Source organism: Enterococcus alishanensis (genome assembly GCF_019218635.1).
Lineage (GTDB): Bacteria > Bacillota > Bacilli > Lactobacillales > Enterococcaceae > Enterococcus_A > Enterococcus_A alishanensis.
This window is the reverse complement of sequence record NZ_JAHUZB010000001.1, coordinates 367042-387196: the sequence shown is the minus strand read 5'-3', so window position 1 is coordinate 387196 and position 20155 is coordinate 367042. Positions and strand designations below refer to the sequence as shown.

The 20155-nt window shown below is 37.7% G+C and carries 14 protein-coding genes; 3 read left to right on the top strand and 11 right to left on the bottom strand.

From position 1 onward, the window contains the following. The first annotated feature begins 135 nt into the window (after positions 1-135). Both KUA55_RS01880 and KUA55_RS01875 read left to right on the top strand, forming a co-directional pair. A complete protein-coding gene (locus KUA55_RS01880) occupies positions 136-1149 on the top strand; it encodes a lactonase family protein (protein WP_218324476.1) in 1014 nt (337 codons plus the stop codon). Positions 1150-1159: 10 nt separating this feature from the next. Continuing rightward, on the top strand, positions 1160-1321 hold the full coding sequence (locus tag KUA55_RS01875) for a hypothetical protein (RefSeq protein WP_218324475.1): 162 nt from the start codon (positions 1160-1162) through the stop codon (positions 1319-1321). A 212-nt stretch (positions 1322-1533) separates the two neighbouring features. Here the strand turns inward: KUA55_RS01875 and KUA55_RS01870 are convergent, their stop codons facing one another. From KUA55_RS01870 to KUA55_RS01855, 4 genes are all read right to left on the bottom strand, one after another. Then, complete coding sequence (locus KUA55_RS01870; RefSeq protein ID WP_218324474.1) at positions 1534-1959, bottom strand: hypothetical protein; 426 nt, start codon at positions 1957-1959, stop codon at positions 1534-1536. Positions 1960-2060: 101 nt separating this feature from the next. Continuing rightward, positions 2061-4739: a cation-translocating P-type ATPase gene (locus KUA55_RS01865; RefSeq protein ID WP_218324473.1), complete on the bottom strand. Its 2679-nt coding sequence runs from the start codon at positions 4737-4739 to the stop codon at positions 2061-2063. Positions 4740-4982: 243 nt separating this feature from the next. Next, positions 4983-5732 (bottom strand): tRNA 2-thiocytidine biosynthesis TtcA family protein, encoded by a 750-nt coding sequence (locus KUA55_RS01860; protein ID WP_218324472.1) that lies wholly within the window; start codon positions 5730-5732, stop codon positions 4983-4985. 16 nt (positions 5733-5748) lie between these two features. Then, positions 5749-7620 (bottom strand): LTA synthase family protein, encoded by a 1872-nt coding sequence (locus KUA55_RS01855; RefSeq protein WP_246601345.1) that lies wholly within the window; start codon positions 7618-7620, stop codon positions 5749-5751. A 143-nt stretch (positions 7621-7763) separates the two neighbouring features. Here KUA55_RS01855 and recQ point away from each other — a divergent pair, with 143 nt between their 5' ends. Then, positions 7764-9515: a DNA helicase RecQ gene (gene recQ, locus KUA55_RS01850; protein ID WP_218324471.1), complete on the top strand. Its 1752-nt coding sequence runs from the start codon at positions 7764-7766 to the stop codon at positions 9513-9515. A gap of 62 nt (positions 9516-9577) precedes the next feature. Here the strand turns inward: recQ and gad are convergent, their stop codons facing one another. The 7 genes from gad to KUA55_RS01815 form a co-directional block, all read right to left on the bottom strand. Further along, the gene (gene gad / locus KUA55_RS01845) at positions 9578-10978 is read right to left on the bottom strand and encodes a glutamate decarboxylase (protein ID WP_218324470.1); all 1401 of its coding nucleotides are present in this window, start codon (positions 10976-10978) and stop codon (positions 9578-9580) included. Positions 10979-11129: 151 nt separating this feature from the next. Beyond that, the gene (gene nadE, locus KUA55_RS01840; protein WP_218324469.1) at positions 11130-11954 is read right to left on the bottom strand and encodes an ammonia-dependent NAD(+) synthetase; all 825 of its coding nucleotides are present in this window, start codon (positions 11952-11954) and stop codon (positions 11130-11132) included. Further along, positions 11955-13433: a nicotinate phosphoribosyltransferase gene (locus KUA55_RS01835; RefSeq protein WP_218324468.1), complete on the bottom strand. Its 1479-nt coding sequence runs from the start codon at positions 13431-13433 to the stop codon at positions 11955-11957. It lies immediately after the preceding gene. Positions 13434-13534: 101 nt separating this feature from the next. Further along, positions 13535-13888, bottom strand: a complete 354-nt coding sequence (locus tag KUA55_RS01830) for a DUF1827 family protein (RefSeq protein WP_218324467.1) — start codon at positions 13886-13888, stop codon at positions 13535-13537. A 161-nt stretch (positions 13889-14049) separates the two neighbouring features. After that, positions 14050-14976 (bottom strand): cysteine synthase A, encoded by a 927-nt coding sequence (gene cysK / locus KUA55_RS01825; protein ID WP_218324466.1) that lies wholly within the window; start codon positions 14974-14976, stop codon positions 14050-14052. A 70-nt stretch (positions 14977-15046) separates the two neighbouring features. Then, positions 15047-16216 carry a pyridoxal phosphate-dependent aminotransferase gene (locus KUA55_RS01820; RefSeq protein ID WP_218324465.1) on the bottom strand — a complete coding sequence of 390 codons (1170 nt, stop codon included), beginning with the start codon at positions 16214-16216 and terminating at the stop codon, positions 15047-15049. A gap of 237 nt (positions 16217-16453) precedes the next feature. Continuing rightward, positions 16454-20038, bottom strand: coding sequence for an MBG domain-containing protein (locus KUA55_RS01815; protein ID WP_218324464.1), 3585 nt, complete (start codon positions 20036-20038; stop codon positions 16454-16456). Positions 20039-20155 lie beyond the last annotated feature (117 nt).

Genomic DNA, 20155 nt, shown 5'->3' with positions numbered 1-20155 from the left:
TTTATTGAATTTGCGTAATTTTCACGAATAAATTTTGTTTTATTAATCAATCTCTTGCCATTAATTATAGCATAAACTATTTGAAATACTGAGATATCTGGTACAATAAAAAGAGCAAATTAGAGGAGGCATTTTATGATACAAAAAGTATTGTTAGGCACTTATACCCGTAAAGATAGTAAAGGCATTTATGAAATAGACCTAGACACTGATAAAAAAACACTGACTAATTTAAAATTGGTCGCAGCCGAAAATAGTCCAACCTATTTAACAAAGAGTCTGGCAAATAACCTTTATTCTGTCACTACCGTCCAAGAAAAAGGTGGTGCTTCAGCTTATGATCCACAAAATAATTTCATCAATGCTGTTACTGAAGATGGTGCTCCCTTGTGCTACGTGGCCGTTGATGAAAAAAGACAACTTCTTTACGGCTCTAATTATCACAAAGGTGAATTAAATTCTTACAAAATTGAGAAAGATGGCAGTCTTACAGCAGCTGATCATGTCTTCCATCAAGAAGCTGTTGGTCCCCATCAAAACCAAGACCATGCCCATGTGCATTTCAGTGACTTAGCGCCAGATGGTCGACTAGTTGTCTGTGACTTGGGAACTGACGGTGTCTACACCTATGATGTTACTGATGATGGCAAATTCTCATTAGTTTCCCTTTTCAAAGCTGAACCAGGTACTGGACCTCGTCATTTAGTTTTCCATCCAACTTTATCGATTGCTTATTTATTTGGTGAATTAAATAATACTGTCCGAGTTTTAACTTATGAGAATGGTGTTTTTACTGAAATAGAAAGTCTTTCTACTTTACCAGCTGATTTTACTGGCGATAGTAGTGGGGCAGCGATTCGTGTCTCACAAGACGGTCATTTCTTATACACTTCAAATCGCGGACATGACTCAATTGCTGTAATGACGATTGATCCTAATGGAAAAAATTTGGCTACTATTCAAATCATTTCCAGCGAAGGAGCTATCCCGAGAGATTTCAACTTAGATTCAACAGATGAATTTTTGGTTTGTGGGCATCAAAACAGCGATAATTTAACCTTATTTTCTCGTGATAAAAACACTGGTTTACTGAGCTTATTAGAAAAAGACGTTTACGCACCAGAAGTTGTTTGTGTTTATTTCGATTAGGAGGAAAAAAATGAACCGCGAAGAAGTCATAGAGCGTTTAAAAGAAGAATTAGAAATCCCATTATTCAACGGAAAAATCGAAAAAAAAAATTACAGTGAAGAAGAATATCAGAAGATCAAAAAAGATTTAACTGATTATTTCGATAACTATGTTAGAAATGTAGAAAATTAAATTATTTTGAAATCTTGGGTCGTTGATCCAAGATTTTTTTGTAAAAAAAAAGACCACCGGTGGTTAGTCGGTGGAAAGGAGTTGATTACCTAATAGTAATGAAAAAGAAAAGGGTTGTTATTGGTATGAATGAATCATATCATCAATTCTAATTTCAGTATTTAAAATAACATTATAATCAAATTAAAAAACCTTTGTTGTCATAACTTAATTTATTTTAATAACAAATTAGTAATTTTTTGAATCACTTTGTATAAAGTATCTGTAGCTAAATCTTGCACTTTTTCAGCTTCGTTAAAGGCATCAACGTTCACTTCTCCAGCTAAACTGTCAGTCATCGCTTGGCAACCGTTAACATATTTCTCATATGCTTTTTCGAATGTTTTATGATTTCCCATGACTTTTGCAGGTGGCTTTAATAACTTAATTTTTTCGAAATTTAAACGATAAAATTGCGTTCCTTCGTCAAAAAGTTCATGAATTTCTTTAATGTGGGCTTGATCTAAGTCAGCTAGTTTATCCTCATCAATTGCTAAGCGGATTTCTTCATAGCTAGGGTGTAATTGTTCTCCCATTTTTTCTGTATTTTGAATAATCTGATTTATTTCTCTTGCATAAAAACCTTTATTTGGACGCATCAAGACTTCCTCTCTTTCTTGTAAACTATATCTATTTTACGTTTTTTTATTAACAAATGCAAAAAAAAATAAGGGAAAACTAATTCCCTTATTTTCATTGACTAAGCATCCTTATTAGTAGCTCTTTGAACCGCCTTAACAATTTCCACAATCGGGATAATTGCAAAGGATGCACCAATCACAATTCCCCATTGGTACAAGTCAAGATGGGCTACCCGGAAGATATCATTTAATCCTGGCACGATGATAATAACCATCATTAAAGCAAATGAAAGTAAAATCGCCCAGTTAAAGGCTTTGTTTCTAAATGGCCCCACTTTAAAGATACTTTGATGCACAGATTTCACATTAAAAGCATGGAATAGCTGCATCAACCCTAAAGTTGCAAAAGCCATCGTCAAGGCATCAGAATGAATGGCATCATAAGTTGCATGGACCGGCCATTGAATAGCTGACCAATAAACAAATAATACTGTAGCACCTTCTAAAATCCCTTGGTAGATAATACTTGAAAAGACTCCGCCGGAAAACAAGTTAGAGTTCCGTCCCCGTGGTTTGTGGGACATTAGGTCTTTTTCAGCTGGCTCCATTCCCAAAGCAATCGCTGGGAAGGTATCTGTTACTAAGTTAATCCATAATAAGTGAATCGGCAATAAAGTGTCCCAGCCAAACAATGTAGCTAAGAACAACGTCAAAACTTCACCTAAATTGGCAGCTAATAGATATTGAACTGATTTTTGGATGTTTGAGAAGACTTTCCGACCTTCTTCAACTGCAACAACAATTGTCGCAAAGTTATCATCAGCTAGGACCATGTCAGAAGCACCTTTAGAAACTTCTGTCCCAGTGATACCCATACCAATCCCAATATCAGCTTGTTTTAGAGCAGGTGCATCATTGACGCCGTCTCCGGTCATCGCTACAACCTTGCCTTCATGTTGCCAAGCTTTCACGATACGAACTTTATGTTCTGGAGAAACCCGTGCATAAACTGAATAATTGCCAACTTTCTCAGCAAATTCATTGTCGCTCATTTCATTTAATTCAGCTCCAGTTAATACTGCAGCGTCATCACCAGCCGCGATAATACCTAAACGAACCGCAATCGCTTCAGCCGTATCTCGGTGGTCTCCGGTAATCATAATTGGACGAACACCCGCATCTTTAGCCACACGCACAGCTTCAGCTGCTTCGGCTCTTTCTGGGTCAATCATACCGACTAAACCAGCAAAAATTAAATCATTTTCGATAATTTCTGATTCTAATTCAGCAGGAACTTGGTCAATATATTTATAAGCCATTCCTAGAACACGTAAGGCTTGTTTCGCCATATCCGTGTTGTTTGTTAAAATATCATTTTTTTCTTTTTCGCCTAGAGGAAGAACTTCTCCATTTAATAAAACGCGATCTGCGCGAGTTAATAAGACATCTGGTGCCCCTTTAACTGCGACTAAAATCTTACCGTCAGCTTGTTGATGCAAAGTGCTCATGAGTTTACGATCTGAATCGAAAGGAATTTCTGCCAAACGAGGTTCAGCTTTTACTTTTTCACGAACATCAAATTGATTGTTTAAACCAAATTGGACCAACGCTGTTTCGGTTGGGTCACCGATCAATGTGCCCTCTTGGGTAAATTTAGAATCGTTGGCGTAGTTCATGATTTTCATACCCATGCTATCAACTGGTAATTCGCCATCAGCATCATACTGATGATTATCAACATACAATTTTTCAACTGTCATTTGATTTAAAGTTAAAGTACCTGTTTTATCAGAAGCAATAATGTCAGTTGAACCCAATGTTTCAACCGCTGGCAATTTACGAATGACTGAATTCCGTTTGGCCATTACTTGTGTTCCTAAAGCTAAAATAATCGTTACAATCGCTGGTAAACCTTCTGGAATTGCCGCAACTGCTAGTGAAATAGAGGTTAACAACATATCCACCCAAGAAGTATTGTTGAAGACTATCCCAACGAAAAACATAATCACCGCAATAATAATAATTGCAAGCGTTAAAAACTTCCCTAGTTGATTCAAGTTAGTTTTTAATGGTGTTTCTGTTTCATCAGCTTGTGCTAACATACCGGCAATTTTTCCGACTTCGGTGTTCATTCCAGTATTAACAACCACACCTTTACCACGACCATAAGTTACATTTGAATTTGAATAAGCCATGTTGACCCGATCACCAATTCCGATTTCAGTATCATCAATTATGCCTAATTCTTTTTCAACTGGTACAGATTCTCCTGTTAAAGCTGCTTCTTCAATTTTTAATGAAGCGACTTCTAGTAAACGTAAATCAGCTGGCACCACATCACCAGCTTCTAGCATCACGATATCACCTGGTACTAAGTCAGTTGATTTAATCGAAGCGATATGATCGTCTCGTAAAACATTGGCATTTGGCGTCGACATTTCTCGCAACGCTTCGATGGCTTGTTCGGCTTTTGATTCTTGCACCACACCCATCACCGCATTAATGATAACTACTGCTAAAATAATAATTGAATCGACTACTTCATGCGAAACAACGGCTGAAATAATGGCTGCAACGATCAATACTACAATCATCAAATCTTTAAATTGCTCAAAGAATCGAGCGAATAGACTTTTCTTTTCACCTTCATCCAATTCGTTTGAACCATACTCAGCTAATCTTTTTTGAGCTTCAGCTGAAGATAATCCTTCGTCTGTCGTCTGCACCTCAGCTAACACTTGTTCTTCGGCTTCAGCATGGAAAGCTTTGATTAATTGTTGCTTTCTTTCTTCTGACAATGTTTTTCCCCCTGTTATTGTGTATTGATTCATTTGGTGTAACAAAAAAAGACTCCTGTATGCATACGGGCACATACACAAGTCTCACTATTTAAGACAACACCAGAAATTTCGTTTCTTGTTGGTGGCATTGCCACAGATATACATCTGCCAGTTACTCCCTCATGAATAATCTTTGTTAGTATATCATAAGAAACAGCTTTTATTCAATCATCTCTCAAAGGAATTTATGATTACTTTGATTTAAATATGACTCTTTGTCCAAAAATCTGCAGCTGTTCCTTGCTCTATCCCCATGATAAATTTTTGCCGAATATCGGGATAAGTTTTTGACAGATTTGTTACCAGTTCTTTGATTTCTTCTCGTTTGGTTTGTTTATCTACCGGACAAGGGTTGAAAATAACCGGTAAGTCCTCTCTTTCAACGTAGCGAATAATTGATTTTTCTTCCACATAAATCATTGGTCGGATCAAAGTGACCCCCGTTTTTGACAAATAACTTTTTGGTTCAAAGCTATTCATTTTGCCGTGGAATAAAAAGTTCATCAAATAAGTTTCAAGCGCATCATCTAAATGATGACCTAAAGCCACTTTTTTACAGCCTAACTCTGCAGCTCGTCGATATAAAATACCGCGCCGCAATTTTGCACACAGTGAACAAGGAGATTTTTCAGCCCGAATATCAAAAACAATCTTTGCAATATCCGTCGGGATTACTTCTAATTCATAGCCTAAATCAGCGACAAATTCTCTAAGAGGAGAAATATCAAAGTCTTCAAAGCCTAAATCCATACTAATTGGCACCAACTCAAAAGAGAAACCTAGCCTATTTTGTTTGGCAATCTGATCCAAAAAATAAAACAAACTGGTACTATCTTTTCCTCCGCTTAAGCCTACTGCCACTTTATCACCAGCTGCGATCATTTCGTGATTTAAAATACCACGGCGAATCGGATTAAAAAATATTTGATTGTCTTTTTTGCTAAATGACATAGGTTTTCTCCTTCTATTAATTATTGGTCCTAAAAAAGTTTTCTGCTAAACTATATTGTTTGCCAGCAACGATGTCGTATTGAATCAATTGATACGCTTGATAAATTTCTTCTTGGCTTTGATTCAAACTTTTTTCTGTGCGGAAACTCCCATTACGATAATACATTTGTTTTTCAAAGGCTGGCATAATTTCTTGCATCTGTAACAGTAATTGTTGAAAGCCGCTGGTTGGTAATTGTGCTTGCTGAAATAAATCAGCCGCAAAATAAAATGGGCTAGTAACGACATCTTGTTGATTTTCTAATTGATGGCGGTTATCATACATCAAAAATTCAGTCTCATGAAGGGTTGTTCCTTCATTTTCCGCTTGCAACTCCTCTGAATAAATCCCTGGTAAATGATCTCCCCAGAAAACCACCAATGTTCGCCGATCAAGCTGATCGACTTTGTTTAAAAATTCATTTAAAGCTTCGCTACTGTAAGCAATATCTTGCAAATAATTATTTACAGCGTCAGTATCTTCACCGATTGCGGTATAAGGACTATTCGCATATTTGTTACTGTAAGGCATGTGCGTCTGCATCGTCACTAGATGGACAAATTGTGGATCATCAGTTTGATTTAGAATTTCCATAATTTGCTGATAAGCCGCTTCATCAGAAATATAGGGATTATCTTCGATTGTATCAGTGAAATCCATCGTATTTTCATCTAAAAATTGATCAAACCCAAACGATTGATAAACACTTTTACGTTTATACATGGATGTATTATAAGGATGAATCGCAGTAGTGTCATAACCTTCTTCTGATAATGTATTTACGATTGATGGAAACTCCGTAAAATTTGGAACCAACATTGTATAAGGCGTCGTCATTTGAGCATTAAACATTTCCATTGAAAAACCCGTCAAAGCTTCAAATTCAATATTTGCAGTACCGCCGCCATAGTTTTGCGATAACATTTGACCACTATAAGTCTTGTTAGCCACACTACGATAATCAGCTAGTGGATCTCCGCCTTCAATTGTGATACCCTTCAAGCGACTCGTGTCAGAAAAGCTCTCACTCATAACATAAATAATGTTCGGGCTATCTTCCTGATTTTCACTTTTGGTTTGTTCGGTTGTATATTTTTCAACAATCTCTTTGATGGTAGCTTCAGAATAATTATCTGGTTGATCCATTGGAATAATCTCTAGATTATATAAAAAACCACCAATAAAACCCGTATTATAATAATTCATCTTTTGACTGTACGGAATCCACAAAGCCGTTTTATTATAAGCTTGCCGCAACAAATTACTTGGTTGATTAAAATTGCTGGCATAAATTAAACCAGCAAAACTAATTACAAATAATAGCCCACGAAAAATTTGGAAACTTCTTTTTTTCTTAAAGCTACGGTAAATACTGTAAATTATTAAGCCAGCACCAGCTATTAGCAACAGGACAAATCCTAAGAATAAAGGCCAACCTGCAATATCTTTTAAAGTAGCGAATTCAACAATCATCTTTAAATCATCGGGATATAACGGTTCTTGCCGATATTGCATCTTTAAGGCATCCACAATCCCAATCCCAAAAATCAAGAGACTGTAAAATAAACCACCATAAACTAATGAACCTAATACACTGCTAATGAAACCCCATAAAAAGAATAACACTAAGCAGGCTAAAAAGAATTTTTCTGTATGCCATGAAAAAGCAAAATTAAACGCCAAACTTAATGACCAAGAATTCTGTGCCAATTGTAAAAATAAATTGGAGCCGACTATTAATAAAAAGATACTTAACACGATAACTGCAATTTTTAGTGGCTTTTTTTGCCACCATTTGATAACGAAATTTCTTAACGAAATCATTTTTTTATTTTTTAAAAAGTTCATTCTATTCCCACCTATAAAAAATAGTGTAGCGAGATTCAGAATAAATGTAAAGGCGATTTTGATTCCTTAAAAAAACATTCAAGGAAGACCTTTTTCTTCACAGCTTTTTGCGTATAATATTAATGATAGGAAATGAGGCTATTATGGAAAATTTACTAACATTACTTGAAAAAACTTTTGGTTACACCAGCTTTAGACCTGGGCAATTAAATATTATTGAAAAAATTCTAGCTAAAGAGCCTGTTTTGGGAATTATGCCGACTGGTGGTGGCAAATCGATTTGTTACCAGCTTCCTGCTTTGGCCTTGCCGGGTGTGACTTTGGTCGTTTCCCCTTTGATTGCTTTAATGAAGGATCAAGTTGATAGTTTACAAGAAATGGGCGTTCCAGCAGCTTTTATTAATAGTAGTTTAAATTATCAAGAAGTCCAAAATCGGATGCGTCAAGCCCGCAATGGCGAATTAAAATTACTTTACGTGGCACCTGAACGACTAGAATCAGAATCTTTCCAGCTACTGCTAGAAAGTTTGCCGATTGATTTAGTAGCGATTGACGAGGCTCACTGTATTTCACAATGGGGACATGATTTTCGTCCCAGCTATTTACGCATCCCTGAATTATTACAAGGATTACCGAAAACTGCTACAGTTGTTGCTTTAACAGCTACTGCTACGCCAAAAGTTGCTGAAGATATCTGTCAGTTATTAGCTATCTCACCAAATAATCGTGTTCAAACCGGTTTTGCCCGCGAAAATTTGGCTTTTCAAGTAGTCAAAGAACCAAAGGATATTTATTTACGGGAATACTTAAAATTAAATAGTGGACAATCAGGTATCATTTACGCCGCCACCCGCAAAGAAGTTGACCGCTTATATTATATTTTAAAAGACGCCAAATTTTCGGTGGGACGTTATCATGGTGGCCTGTCAGAAAAAGAGCGGACAGCCAATCAAGAGGCTTTCTTATTTGATGACATTCAAGTAATGATTGCTACTAATGCTTTTGGGATGGGGATTAACAAAAGTAATGTTCGCTTTGTGATTCATGATCAGATTCCAGGTAATTTAGAATCTTATTATCAAGAAGCCGGACGGGCTGGACGAGATGGCTTACCCAGTGAAGCAATTTTATTATTTGCTCCCCAAGATTTACAAGTGCAAAAATTCTTTATTGATCAGTCCCAAGGCACAACTGAATATCAGCAGCAAGAATATTTAAAGCTCCGCGAAATGGAACAATATGGTCATACTCAAAATTGCTTGCAAAAATACATCCTCCATTATTTTGGAGAAGAAAGTGGCGATTGTGGTCGTTGTAGTAATTGTCTAGATCAACGGGAGAAAGTCGACGTCACTTTAGAAGCACAAAAAATCCTCTCTTGCATCAAACGAATGGGAGAACGATTTGGTAAAGCTCTCGTCGCACAAGTCTTAAACGGCTCAAAAAATCAAAAAGTTTTGCAATGGCATTTTGAAGAGTTATCGACTTATGGTTTGATGAAGGATTGGTCGCAAAAAGATCTAACTCAATTAATAGATTATTTATCAGCTGAAGGTTACTTAGTGGCCTCAGACGGACAATTTCCCGTTTTGAAATTATCAGAAAGCGGCGTAAGTGTCTTAAAAGGTCAGCAAAAAGTCTATCGGCGCCAAGCCCAAGTTAAACAGTTAGTAGCAGATGATGCCTTGTTTGAAGCACTCCGTGGCTTGCGCTCTGATTTGGCGCAGCAGCAAAAATTACCGCCATATATGATTTTTTCCGATAAAACATTACAGGAAATGGCTGAAAAACAACCCCAAAATTCATTAGAGTTCCTAGCAATCAATGGTGTGGGGCAAAATAAATTAGATAAATATGGTGCAGACTTCATCGCGTTAATAAATGAATCAGCATAAAAAAACTTTGATCCACAGTCCAATGAGTCTGTTGATCAAAGTTTTTTATGATTATTGAATTTTTAATGGGTGAAGCCATATTTTTTTACTTCGGTTTTTTCATGATATACCAAATGGGCTTGATTCAAGTCAGCGATAGCTTGTTGCATATCTTGAATATAATCAGCTGCCATATTCATCCCGAAATCTCCCCGCACCACAATCCGTTGAATCACTGTTTGATCTAGATTTTTTGGCAACGGATAGGCAGGAACTTGCCAGCCCTTCATCAATAAGCGATCCGATAAATCATAAAGGGTCCACTCTTTATCAAAATCAGCTTTTAACTTGTAACAAACCAATGGCAGTTGTGAACCGTCATTAATAATTTCAAATAAACCTGTTTCTTCAATTGCTTTGGCTAAATAAACGGCTATGTCATGGGTTCTTTGATGGATTGCTTGATATCCTTCAAAACCGTAACGAATAAAATTATAATATTGACCGATTAATTGCGCGGCACTGTGGGAAAAATTAATCGCCATCGTCGGCATTTCGCCTCCCAAATAGCTAACTTTAAAGATCAATTCTTCTGGCAAATACTGTTGATCCCGCCAAATGACCCAACCAACCCCAGGATACACCAACCCATATTTATGACCTGAAGCATTGATAGAAATGACATTGTTTAATTGAAAATCCCAAATTAAATTTGGTTCAACAAAAGGTGCGTAAAAACCGCCAGAAGCTGCGTCCACATGAATGAATACTTTGTAGTCAGTTGTTTGATTGTATTGTTCGACTAAATCATTCAAGGCTTGAATATCATCATATCGCCCAGTATAAGTAATCCCCAAAATGCCCACAATTCCAATCGTATACTCATCCACATAATCCATGACCTTGTCTAGATTAATCGACATATGGTCTTGATCCATCGGCACTTCTCGCATTTCAATATCCCAATAGACACAGAATTTTTCCCAGCAAACTTGATAACCTGATGAAATCACCAAATTAGGTTTCTGCGCATGCATATCTAAGCCTAATTTTTCAGCCCGTTTACGCCAAGAAAATTTCATCGCCATGCCGCCAAGCATGCTTGCTTCCGAAGAACCAATCGTAGATGTACCCATAAATTTCTCATCATTGCCTGCATGCCACAAATCTGCAATCATGTTGACACATCGATTTTCTATTTCCGCCGTTCGAGGATATTCTGATTTATCGATGACATTTTTTTCCAATGTTTGACTCATTAGCTCCACAGCTTCTGGTTCCATATAGGTTTGGCAAAAAGTCGCAAGATTTAAACGAGCGTTTCCCTCATCCAGCATTTCATCTTTAACCAATTGATAGGCTATCCGCGGCTCAATCGACTCTTTATTTAATTTATATTTAGGCAAATCCATCTTTTCATCTTTTGAACCAAAAATAGGCTCTAAATAATCTGCTTCTTCTCGATTTTCTTTTCCGTATAACATAAAAAAGCCTCCTTAATCATCTAAAAATTATATTTAATATGTACAAACTCAGCTATCTTAATTGTTTCACGTTCCCTCTTTTTATGCAATTCATATGTAAAACAAAAAATAGACAAAGAAGCATCCACTCTTCCTTGTCTATCATTCAAATCTATTTCCAAAAATCATCAAAAATTGTAATTGGCAAATGACGTTTATGTTGCGTCTTGTTCCACCAGTTTTCAATTTTTGTTTGAGCGTCAGTCGATATTTCACGACCTTCTAAATAATCATCAATATCATCATAAGTCACACCTAAAGCGACTTCATCCGCTACTAATGGTTTGCCATCTTCTAAATCAGCTGTTGGTACTTTTAGATAAATTGCTTCATCGGCACCCAATTCTTTTAACAACATTTTTCCTTGGCGTTTATTTAAACGGAACAAAGGTAAAATATCCGCACCACCATCACCGTATTTAGTAAAGAAGCCAGTAATATTTTCAGCCGCATGATCGGTCCCAATCACAGCACCATTGTTTTCGCCAGCCACGGCATATTGAGTAATCATTCTTTGGCGAGCTTTCATGTTGCCTTTATTGAAATCAGAAATAGTCAAATCATTTTCTTCAATCGCTGCCACTTGGGCATCAACTGCGCCTTTGATATTGACGCTTAAACTCACATCCGGTTGAATAAAGTTTAATGCCCGAGTCGCATCTGCTTCATCTGCTTGTTCGCCATAAGGTAAACGAATCGCGATAAATTGATAACTAGCGTCACCGGTTTCCGCCCGCATTTCTTCCATCGCTAACTGTGCTAGACGACCAGCCAATGAAGAATCTTGTCCCCCACTAATGCCTAATACAAAGCTTTTTAAGAAAGGATATTTTTTCAAATAACTTTTTAAAAAATCAATACTTTTACGAATTTCTGCTGAGGCATCAATTTCTGGTGAGACCCCTAATTCTTGAATAATTTCTGCTTGTAAGCTCATTTAATCATTCCTTTGCTGCTGCATTTTTGACACTTGTTTGCGAACCTCATCGATGATTTTGTTCTTGTGATTCCAACAATCAGTCGAAAGATCGACAGGATATTTTTGGGGATTCAAATCACGTTTGTATTCATCCCAAAGAGAATCTAGACGTTTCGCTGAAGAGGCTTTAATCTCTTCTAACGATGGTAAATCATAAACAAGTGCACCGTCAACATAAATATCTTGCAAGATTGGTCGTGCAGTAAAGTCCTTAACTGTCTTGTTGATGTAAGGATAGACCGGATGAAACATGAAGATTTCCGCTTCTTCTGGTGGATATTCATCCCACAATGTCACATAGTCTCCTTGTGATTTATGATCAGAATTTCGTGTGATGCGCCAGACTTGTTTCTTTCCAGGGGTCGTTACTTTTTCAGCATTGCTAGACAATTTGATGGTATCGATCATCTTGCCTTCTTTATTTTCAATTGAAACTAATTTAAATACCGCACCCAATGCTGGTTGATCATAAGCGGTAATTAGTTTTGTGCCAACACCCCAGACATCAATCTTGGCGTGTTGCATTTTTAAGTTCAATATTGTGCTTTCATCTAAATCATTAGAAGCATAAATTTTTGCTTCAGTGAAGCCCGCCTCATCTAATTGTTGGCGTACTCGCTTAGAAATGTAGGCCATATCTCCGCTATCAATTCTGACTCCTTGGAAATTAATTTTGTCGCCCATTTCCTTAGCAACTTTTATCGCATTTGGGACACCAGAATTTAACGTATCATAAGTATCAACTAAGAAAACACAATTTTTATGGGTTTGCGCATAAGCTTTAAAGGCTTCATAATCATTTCCATAAGATTGCACTAGTGCATGAGCATGGGTACCACTATCTGGAATACCAAATATTTTCCCTGCCCGTACATTACTAGTAGCGTCTGCGCCACCAATATAAGCCGCTCTAGTTCCCCAGATAGCTGCATCTAATTCTTGCGCCCGGCGAGTACCAAATTCTAGTAAAGGATCGTCACCAATGACTGATTTAATTCGGGCAGCTTTTGTCGCAATCAACGTCTGGAAATTAACAATATTTAATAGCGCCGTTTCAACTAACTGACATTGAACTAAAGGACCTTCCACTTGAATAATCGGTTCATTATCAAAGACCAATTCACCCTCCACCGCCGAACGAACGGTACAAGCAAATTTAAAATTCCGTAGATACTCAATAAACTCAGTCGGATAATTTTCAACTTCTGCCAAATAAGCTAAATCACTCTCGCTGAAAGTCAACTGCTCTAAATAATCTACTAATCTTTCCAAACCGGCAAAAATTGCGTAGCCATTATCAAAAGGCATATTTCGGAAATAACATTCGAAGACTGCATTTAAGTTTGCCCGTCCCGTTTCCCAATAAGTTTTCATCATATTGATTTGATAAAGATCGGTATGCAAGGTCAAACTATCGTCTTCATATCGTTTAGTCATAAATAGGCTCCTTTTTGGTATTAAAAACTAATATGTCCATAGTATAACAAAAAAGGTGCCTAGAGACTAATTATCTTTGTCTCGGCACCATAAAATTTTGCTTATTTGTAGTAATAAGTGATCGAGATGATATCTTTGTAATCACTCTTTGGTCTAACACCCGCAGCCAACATTTGTTTCTTATAACCAACATTGACAGTGACATCTTCACGTCCAACTTTTAACAAACGATGAATAATCGTATCGACATCTTCATGTCGTATTTTTCTGTTTTTGTTGGCTAATAGTAATTCTATGCGATCAAATCGATCTAAATAGATGATTTTTGTACGATCATAAGCGTATAGTTTATAGACTTTCACAGCTGTTTCTTTTTCAAAAGCAAACTTGGAAATATTGGGATACATTGACTCAAAATCAAGATTGCTTTTTATTGGTGTTTCAATTAATTTCATACATTTCTCCCCTTTTCATTTTTGTTGTAAACGTTTTTTCTATGTAATCTAAATTAATTTTAACATATAAAAAAACATTTTTCTTTAGATTTGCTCATATTTTTTCCAAAAAATCAAAAAAAAACCAGCGAACTCAATCGCTGGCTACGCATTAGTCAACTTTAATCAAAGTCGTATAAGGCTGTAGATAAATAACGCTCACCGTTATCTGGAATGACAGTTAACACTTTTTTACCTTTGCCTAGTTTTTTAGCAACTTCAACCGCGGCAGCAACTGCGGCACCACTAGAAATCCCACCTAGAATACCTTCTTTAGTTGCAATATCTCGTCCCATTTGAATCGCTTGATCGCTATCAATCTGAACAATTCCTTGGTAGATTTCTGTATCCAGCACACTAGGAATGAATCCAGCAGAGATTCCTTGAATTTTATGGGGGCTATGTTGTCCGCCTGATAAAACAGGAGATTCAGTCGCTTCAACTGCATAGATTTCAATATTTGGATTAGCAGCTTTTAAGACTTCACCTACGCCAGTAATCGTGCCACCAGTTCCGACACCAGCAACAAAAGCATCTAAGCCATCATTGCCAAAAGCTTCCAGAATTTCTTTACCAGTCGCTTGACGATGAATCTCTGGATTAGCTAAGTTATCAAATTGCATTGGTAAGAACCAGCCATTTTTTTCAGCCAGTTCTTCCGCTTTGGCAATCGCGCCCTTCATTCCTTCAGCACCTGGCGTTAAAATTAATTCAGCACCATAAGCTTGAATCAAGCGGCGGCGTTCCACTGAAAATGTGTCTGGTAAAACAATCACCACTTTGTACCCTTTGGCAGCACCGACAAAAGCCAGACCGACACCGGTATTTCCAGAAGTTGGTTCGATAATTGTGCCACCTGGTTGTAGCTTGCCATCTTTTTCTGCTTGCTCAACCATTGCTTTGGCAATCCGGTCTTTAACAGATCCACCAGGATTGAAAAATTCAACTTTTGCATAAACGTCAGCTGCACCTTCAGGAACCACTCGGTTTAATTTTACAATCGGTGTTTCGCCTGTTAGATCTAAAATATTATCTACTACTTTTACCATGAACATTCTCCTTTTTTGTTTAATATTCTTTAATATTATGCTAGAAAACTAGCAATGTAAAAAAATCTGTTTAGGAATTAAATAATTCTAATGCGGCAATTCTCTCCACCGCTTCAATTAGACGCGGTTCTTCAATCGTTAAGCCTACCCGTACATAGCCTTCACCTTGTTCTCCAAAACCATTACCCGCCGCCACAGCGACACTGGCTTTTTCCAACAATAAATCCGCAAATGCTTCACTAGTATAACCTTCAGCCACTGGCATCCAACAATAAAAGGCACCGCTAGACGGATATGCCTGCCAACCAATTTTTTCAGCAGCTTGAATAAATGTCTGACGCCGTTTGCGATAAGTTTCAACTAACGCCGCGATGTCTTTTCCATCGCCCTGTAAAGCTGTCGCGCCTGCCACTTGCAACGCTGGGAAAATACCTACAAACAAATGATCTTGTAATAAATTAATCGCAGCAATTAATTCTTTGTTTCCTACTGCAAAGGCTACCCGCCAACCAGCCATGTTAAAGGTTTTTGATAAGGTATAAAATTCTATTCCCACATCTTTCGCACCCTCAGTCGTCATAAAACTAATGGGTGGTGTGATACCATCACCTAACGCACCGTAAGCAAAATCATGAACCACTTGAAAATCATTTTCTTTTGCGACTTTGACCGTCTCTGCAAAAAATTCAGGTGTGGCTTGAGCACCAGTAGGATTATTCGGATAGTTTAAATACAGCAATTTAGCAGCAGCTAGAATTTTTTCATCTACTTGGCTGTAATCTGGTAAATAGCCATTCTCAGGTTTTAAAGGCAGTAATTCCTTTTTTGCTCTTGCTAATTCAGTACCCGATAAATAATCAGGATACCCCGGATCCGGTAATAATAAGGTATCTCCCGGCTCCATCACAGTTAGAGGTAATTCGACTAAACCAATTTTGCTACCACCTAAAACAGCAATCTCTGTTTCAGGATCTAAAGTCACGCCATAATTTTTTTGGTAAAAATCAGCACAGGCTTGCTTATAAATATGATTACCGCGAAATTGAGAATACTTATGGTTATCAGGCTCCGCCACAGCTTGTTGTAGCGCTTCAATAATATAGCGAGGCGTAGGTAAATCTGGATTTCCTTGACCTAGATTAATCACATCATAACCTGCCGCGATTTTTTGATTTACTTTAGCCACTAATTGAGCAAAAAACTGATCAGGCAAACTCTTTAAAATAGAAGAAAATGGCATCTACATTCATCCTTTGATTTAAAATTTTTAATACCTTATGCTACCACATTTCCCTGCAGGTGAAACAATAAATTTTAATGTATTTTTCATCTATTACTAATTTACTCCTTCTTGGCTTCTTCGACCATTTGGAAAAAGTTATCACCAACCAAAGTTTTTTTCTATATAAAAAAATGGAGACACTGCAACCACAGTATCTCCATCTCCTAAAGTCAATTATTAATTCTACCTTGTTCCTTACTTCCCATAAAACCCAATTCCCTCAGATTTCCAACCTTCCCGAAGCAACCAAGTATTTTCTGCAGTGCTCAACGTATAATGATGAGAACCTGCATCTTGGGAATTCGGATTGAAGACGCGATAAATTGGAATTTTTGTATCTTCTGCTGTATAAAAAGCAATTCCTTCTTGCGTCCAACCAGCGCTGCCGACACCATTGTATTCACTTTGATCCAGAGTATAAAAATGTTCACCCGAATTTGGATTGTAGAGACGATAGACCGCTTTGCCGGTAGTCTTTCCAGCGTGCCAGCTGATGCCTTCATCATTTAATCCAATGTCATCAATCAACCAACGGGCTTCTTCTGCACTTAAAGTATAAAGATGCTCTCCGTTATTAGGATTGTACACTCGATAGACTGGAAGACGATCTTGTTCTTCGTCAGAATTCCCTTTGACTGTCAATGTTCCTGCCACATAACGGATCGCGTAATTCTTCGCCTGCTGATTCTCAGTTCCTGGTGTGACTTCGATGGCAGAAGTGCCAACTGTGCCACTATCCCCAGTAAATCTTCCTGTCGGCAAGCTGCTGAAAATTGTCGCCGCTTCTTCACCTTCTGCGAACTCGCTATAATTAATTGTCACTGCTGGTAAGATTGCACCTTGTGCCACTTCCACATCTGCAGCAGTGATAGTTAGCGGTTTTGCGGTGATGGTAAATTCACCGACTAATGTATCGGCACCTGTATAGTCATCTGAACCAGCATTTCGTACGTAGACTTGATAAGTCCCGACATTTGGTGTCTGTCCTTCTGCTTCACCTTGCTTGATCACTGTTGAAAGCGTCCCTAAGTTCTCATGGTCAGTCGTGACTTTTATTTCTGGAAACTGACCGTTGTAGACATGTTCAGCTGAGATTTCCACCTCATACAAGCTAGCATCTGGTTTTTTCTCTGTAACAGTTAAGGTTCCAGATTTATATGCAAGATTATAATTTTCACCTCGTGTATTGGTTTTACCTGCGGTTACTTCGATCTCAGAAGTCCCTACTTCCGTCGTGTCCCCTAAATAATTGGCAGTCGGCAGCTGAAAAAAGATAGAGTTCTCATTTTCACCAGTCACAAACCCAGCATATTTGATCGTTGCTTCAGGTAAGTCAGCCCCTTGTTGGACTTCAACATCTACGGCAGTGATGGATAACCGTTTCTTCGTGATGGTCAGATCTCCTAATTTGACATCTACCGATGCATATTTATCGGTTCCTCCGTTGCGTGCGTATACCTCATAGTTACCGACATTGGGTGTGGTGGTTTCCGCCGTCTCACCTTTTTGTTTAAAGACTGTGTTGATTTCCCCTTTATTCTCACTAGCATTTCCACCTATTTCATCAATTTCGATAGTCGGGAAACTTCCGCTGTAAGTGTGATTACTTGGTACATCGGCTTGATAATAACTACTATCTGGTTTCACTTGATTTTCAACAGTTATTTCAGCATCAACTATAACAATACCATCTGGCGTGGCATGATTAGGACTGTCATCCTCTATGTTAATTAATTTAATACGATATTTGCCTGTTTCTGTCATTTCTGTTAATTCTCTATTATTTGAATCATCCGTTTTAATATATCTAACTGAGAAACTAGTGATTTCTGCTTTATTTTTTACAATATCTGTTGCACCCAGAGTTAATCCTGTGCCATCTTCCTTTAGATATAAAGTTGTTTTTTGATCGTAATCAAAATCAGCTTGCGTACGGGAGGCTTTATTGATGGTTATTTCACCAATTTTTGCGGATCCATTTAATAAATTAACCGCGGGAGCTACTGCTGGAGTCACACTTGCCAAAACATCATAGGTACCAGCATTTTTTAATACATCCCTCTCACTGGCGCTTGTCGATTGGTTTAAGAATGTTGGTGTCTTGCTTACTTCTTGAGAAATAACATCTGCTAGAGCAGCATTGCCATAAGTAGCTTCTGCTTCAACTGAAATAGCTGGATTTTGCACTTCCCCAGTATAGGTCAGATTTGATGGCGTCACCTTTTGAAACATATCCGAGTTCAAAGCAAACTGTGCGTCTGTTTCAGGAATAAAACCTTCATGGAGAGCATTTTGACTGTCCGTATACTTATAGGCAACACCTACTGCATTATTCCCATCAGCATCTTCTTGAATAGTCCATTTGTTGGTCCCTTCACTTTGAATATCCTCACCATATTTATAAGTTAAGTCTTTATCACTTTCCCATGTATAAGGACTGGATGTTTTAGCATTTGCGATGATCACAGCATCATCGGTGATGTCTTCCCAGTCGCCGCCAGTCCTATAATTATAAACTAAACCATTGGTCGCATCTGCTTCTCCGTAGATTAAGCCTCCAGATATCGTGAGGGTGAAAGTACCAATATTATCATTACATATAGCCGAACCACCATTGTTTGATGTATTATTAACTATTCTTCCGCCAGTCATATCAAATTCACTTTTTTCACCAGTAATAAAAATACCGCCACCTATATAAGAACATTTGTTGTTGCTAATAGTCCCACCACTTATATTTACTTTGCTTTGCATCGCATACACACCACCTCCGTTACCTGCCCGCTCGTTTTCACTGATAGTTCCACCTTCCATATTTAATGTTGCATATAGAAGAAATAAAGCACCACCCATTGCACCGCCACTGTTTCCAATAATGGCTGCTTCATCTTTTATGTTTACTGTTCCTCCATTACTAACATATATACCGCCCGCTCCTTCATTTGATTGATTTTCCTTTATAGTTCCGCCTTCAATGTTTATTATCCCTGTATCGTCAGAATAATTAGTTCTTGAAATAGAGCTAATGGCGCCACCTCTACTGTTCGAATAATTGTTGCTGATAATTCCCCCTTTAATACTTATCTCACTACTAGTACCCCTAGCTAGAATTGCCCCAGGGCCTTCTCTTCCATTTCCATTCTCAATCGTCCCATCCTCTAAAGTAAAAGTTGATTGTGTCACAGAAATAAGTGACTCTCCTTGGCTATTATTAGCGTTCCCATCAACATTCACACCATTAATCGTTAGACTTCCTTTATTACCAGCACCATCTTCTGTCACAATGAACACATTGCCGGTATAACCAGTCATTCTTTTTATAGTGGCACCATCAGTGGAAGTCAGTGTAATATTCTTCCCATCAATCGCAATTGCGGAACCGTCAATTTCTAATTCACCATCCCAAGTAAATTCAGCGCTTCCTCCAGCAGCTACTCCACCGATCGCTGTTTTTAATTCATCCACAGCGGGAACTTTCGTAGCATCTTGCACACTTGGACCATTTCTTGTCGTACCTTTACTCGCCTTGGTCTGACTTACACTGGGATTATTCCCAACTGTTTTTTGATTTTCCCCTGTGATGATGGCATTAGACATGCCTAGCGTCAGTTGATTGGTGTCATTTTGATTTTTCAGGCTACTTGCTGGGACATAATCTGGCGTCTCAGCCATGACATTCACCGAACCAACCGCCAATTGACTGACAAATAAAACTCCGGTAGCCACTGAAATCAATTGCTTGTTCCATTTGATTAATTTAAATTTTTGTCTTTCCTTCATTATTTTCTCCTCCATCTTTACAATTACATCCACCTAATTATATCAAATAAACACTTCTTATTGTTGAGTTTCATCATTTTTAAGTTTAATTATAATATAATATGAGTAAAAAATATT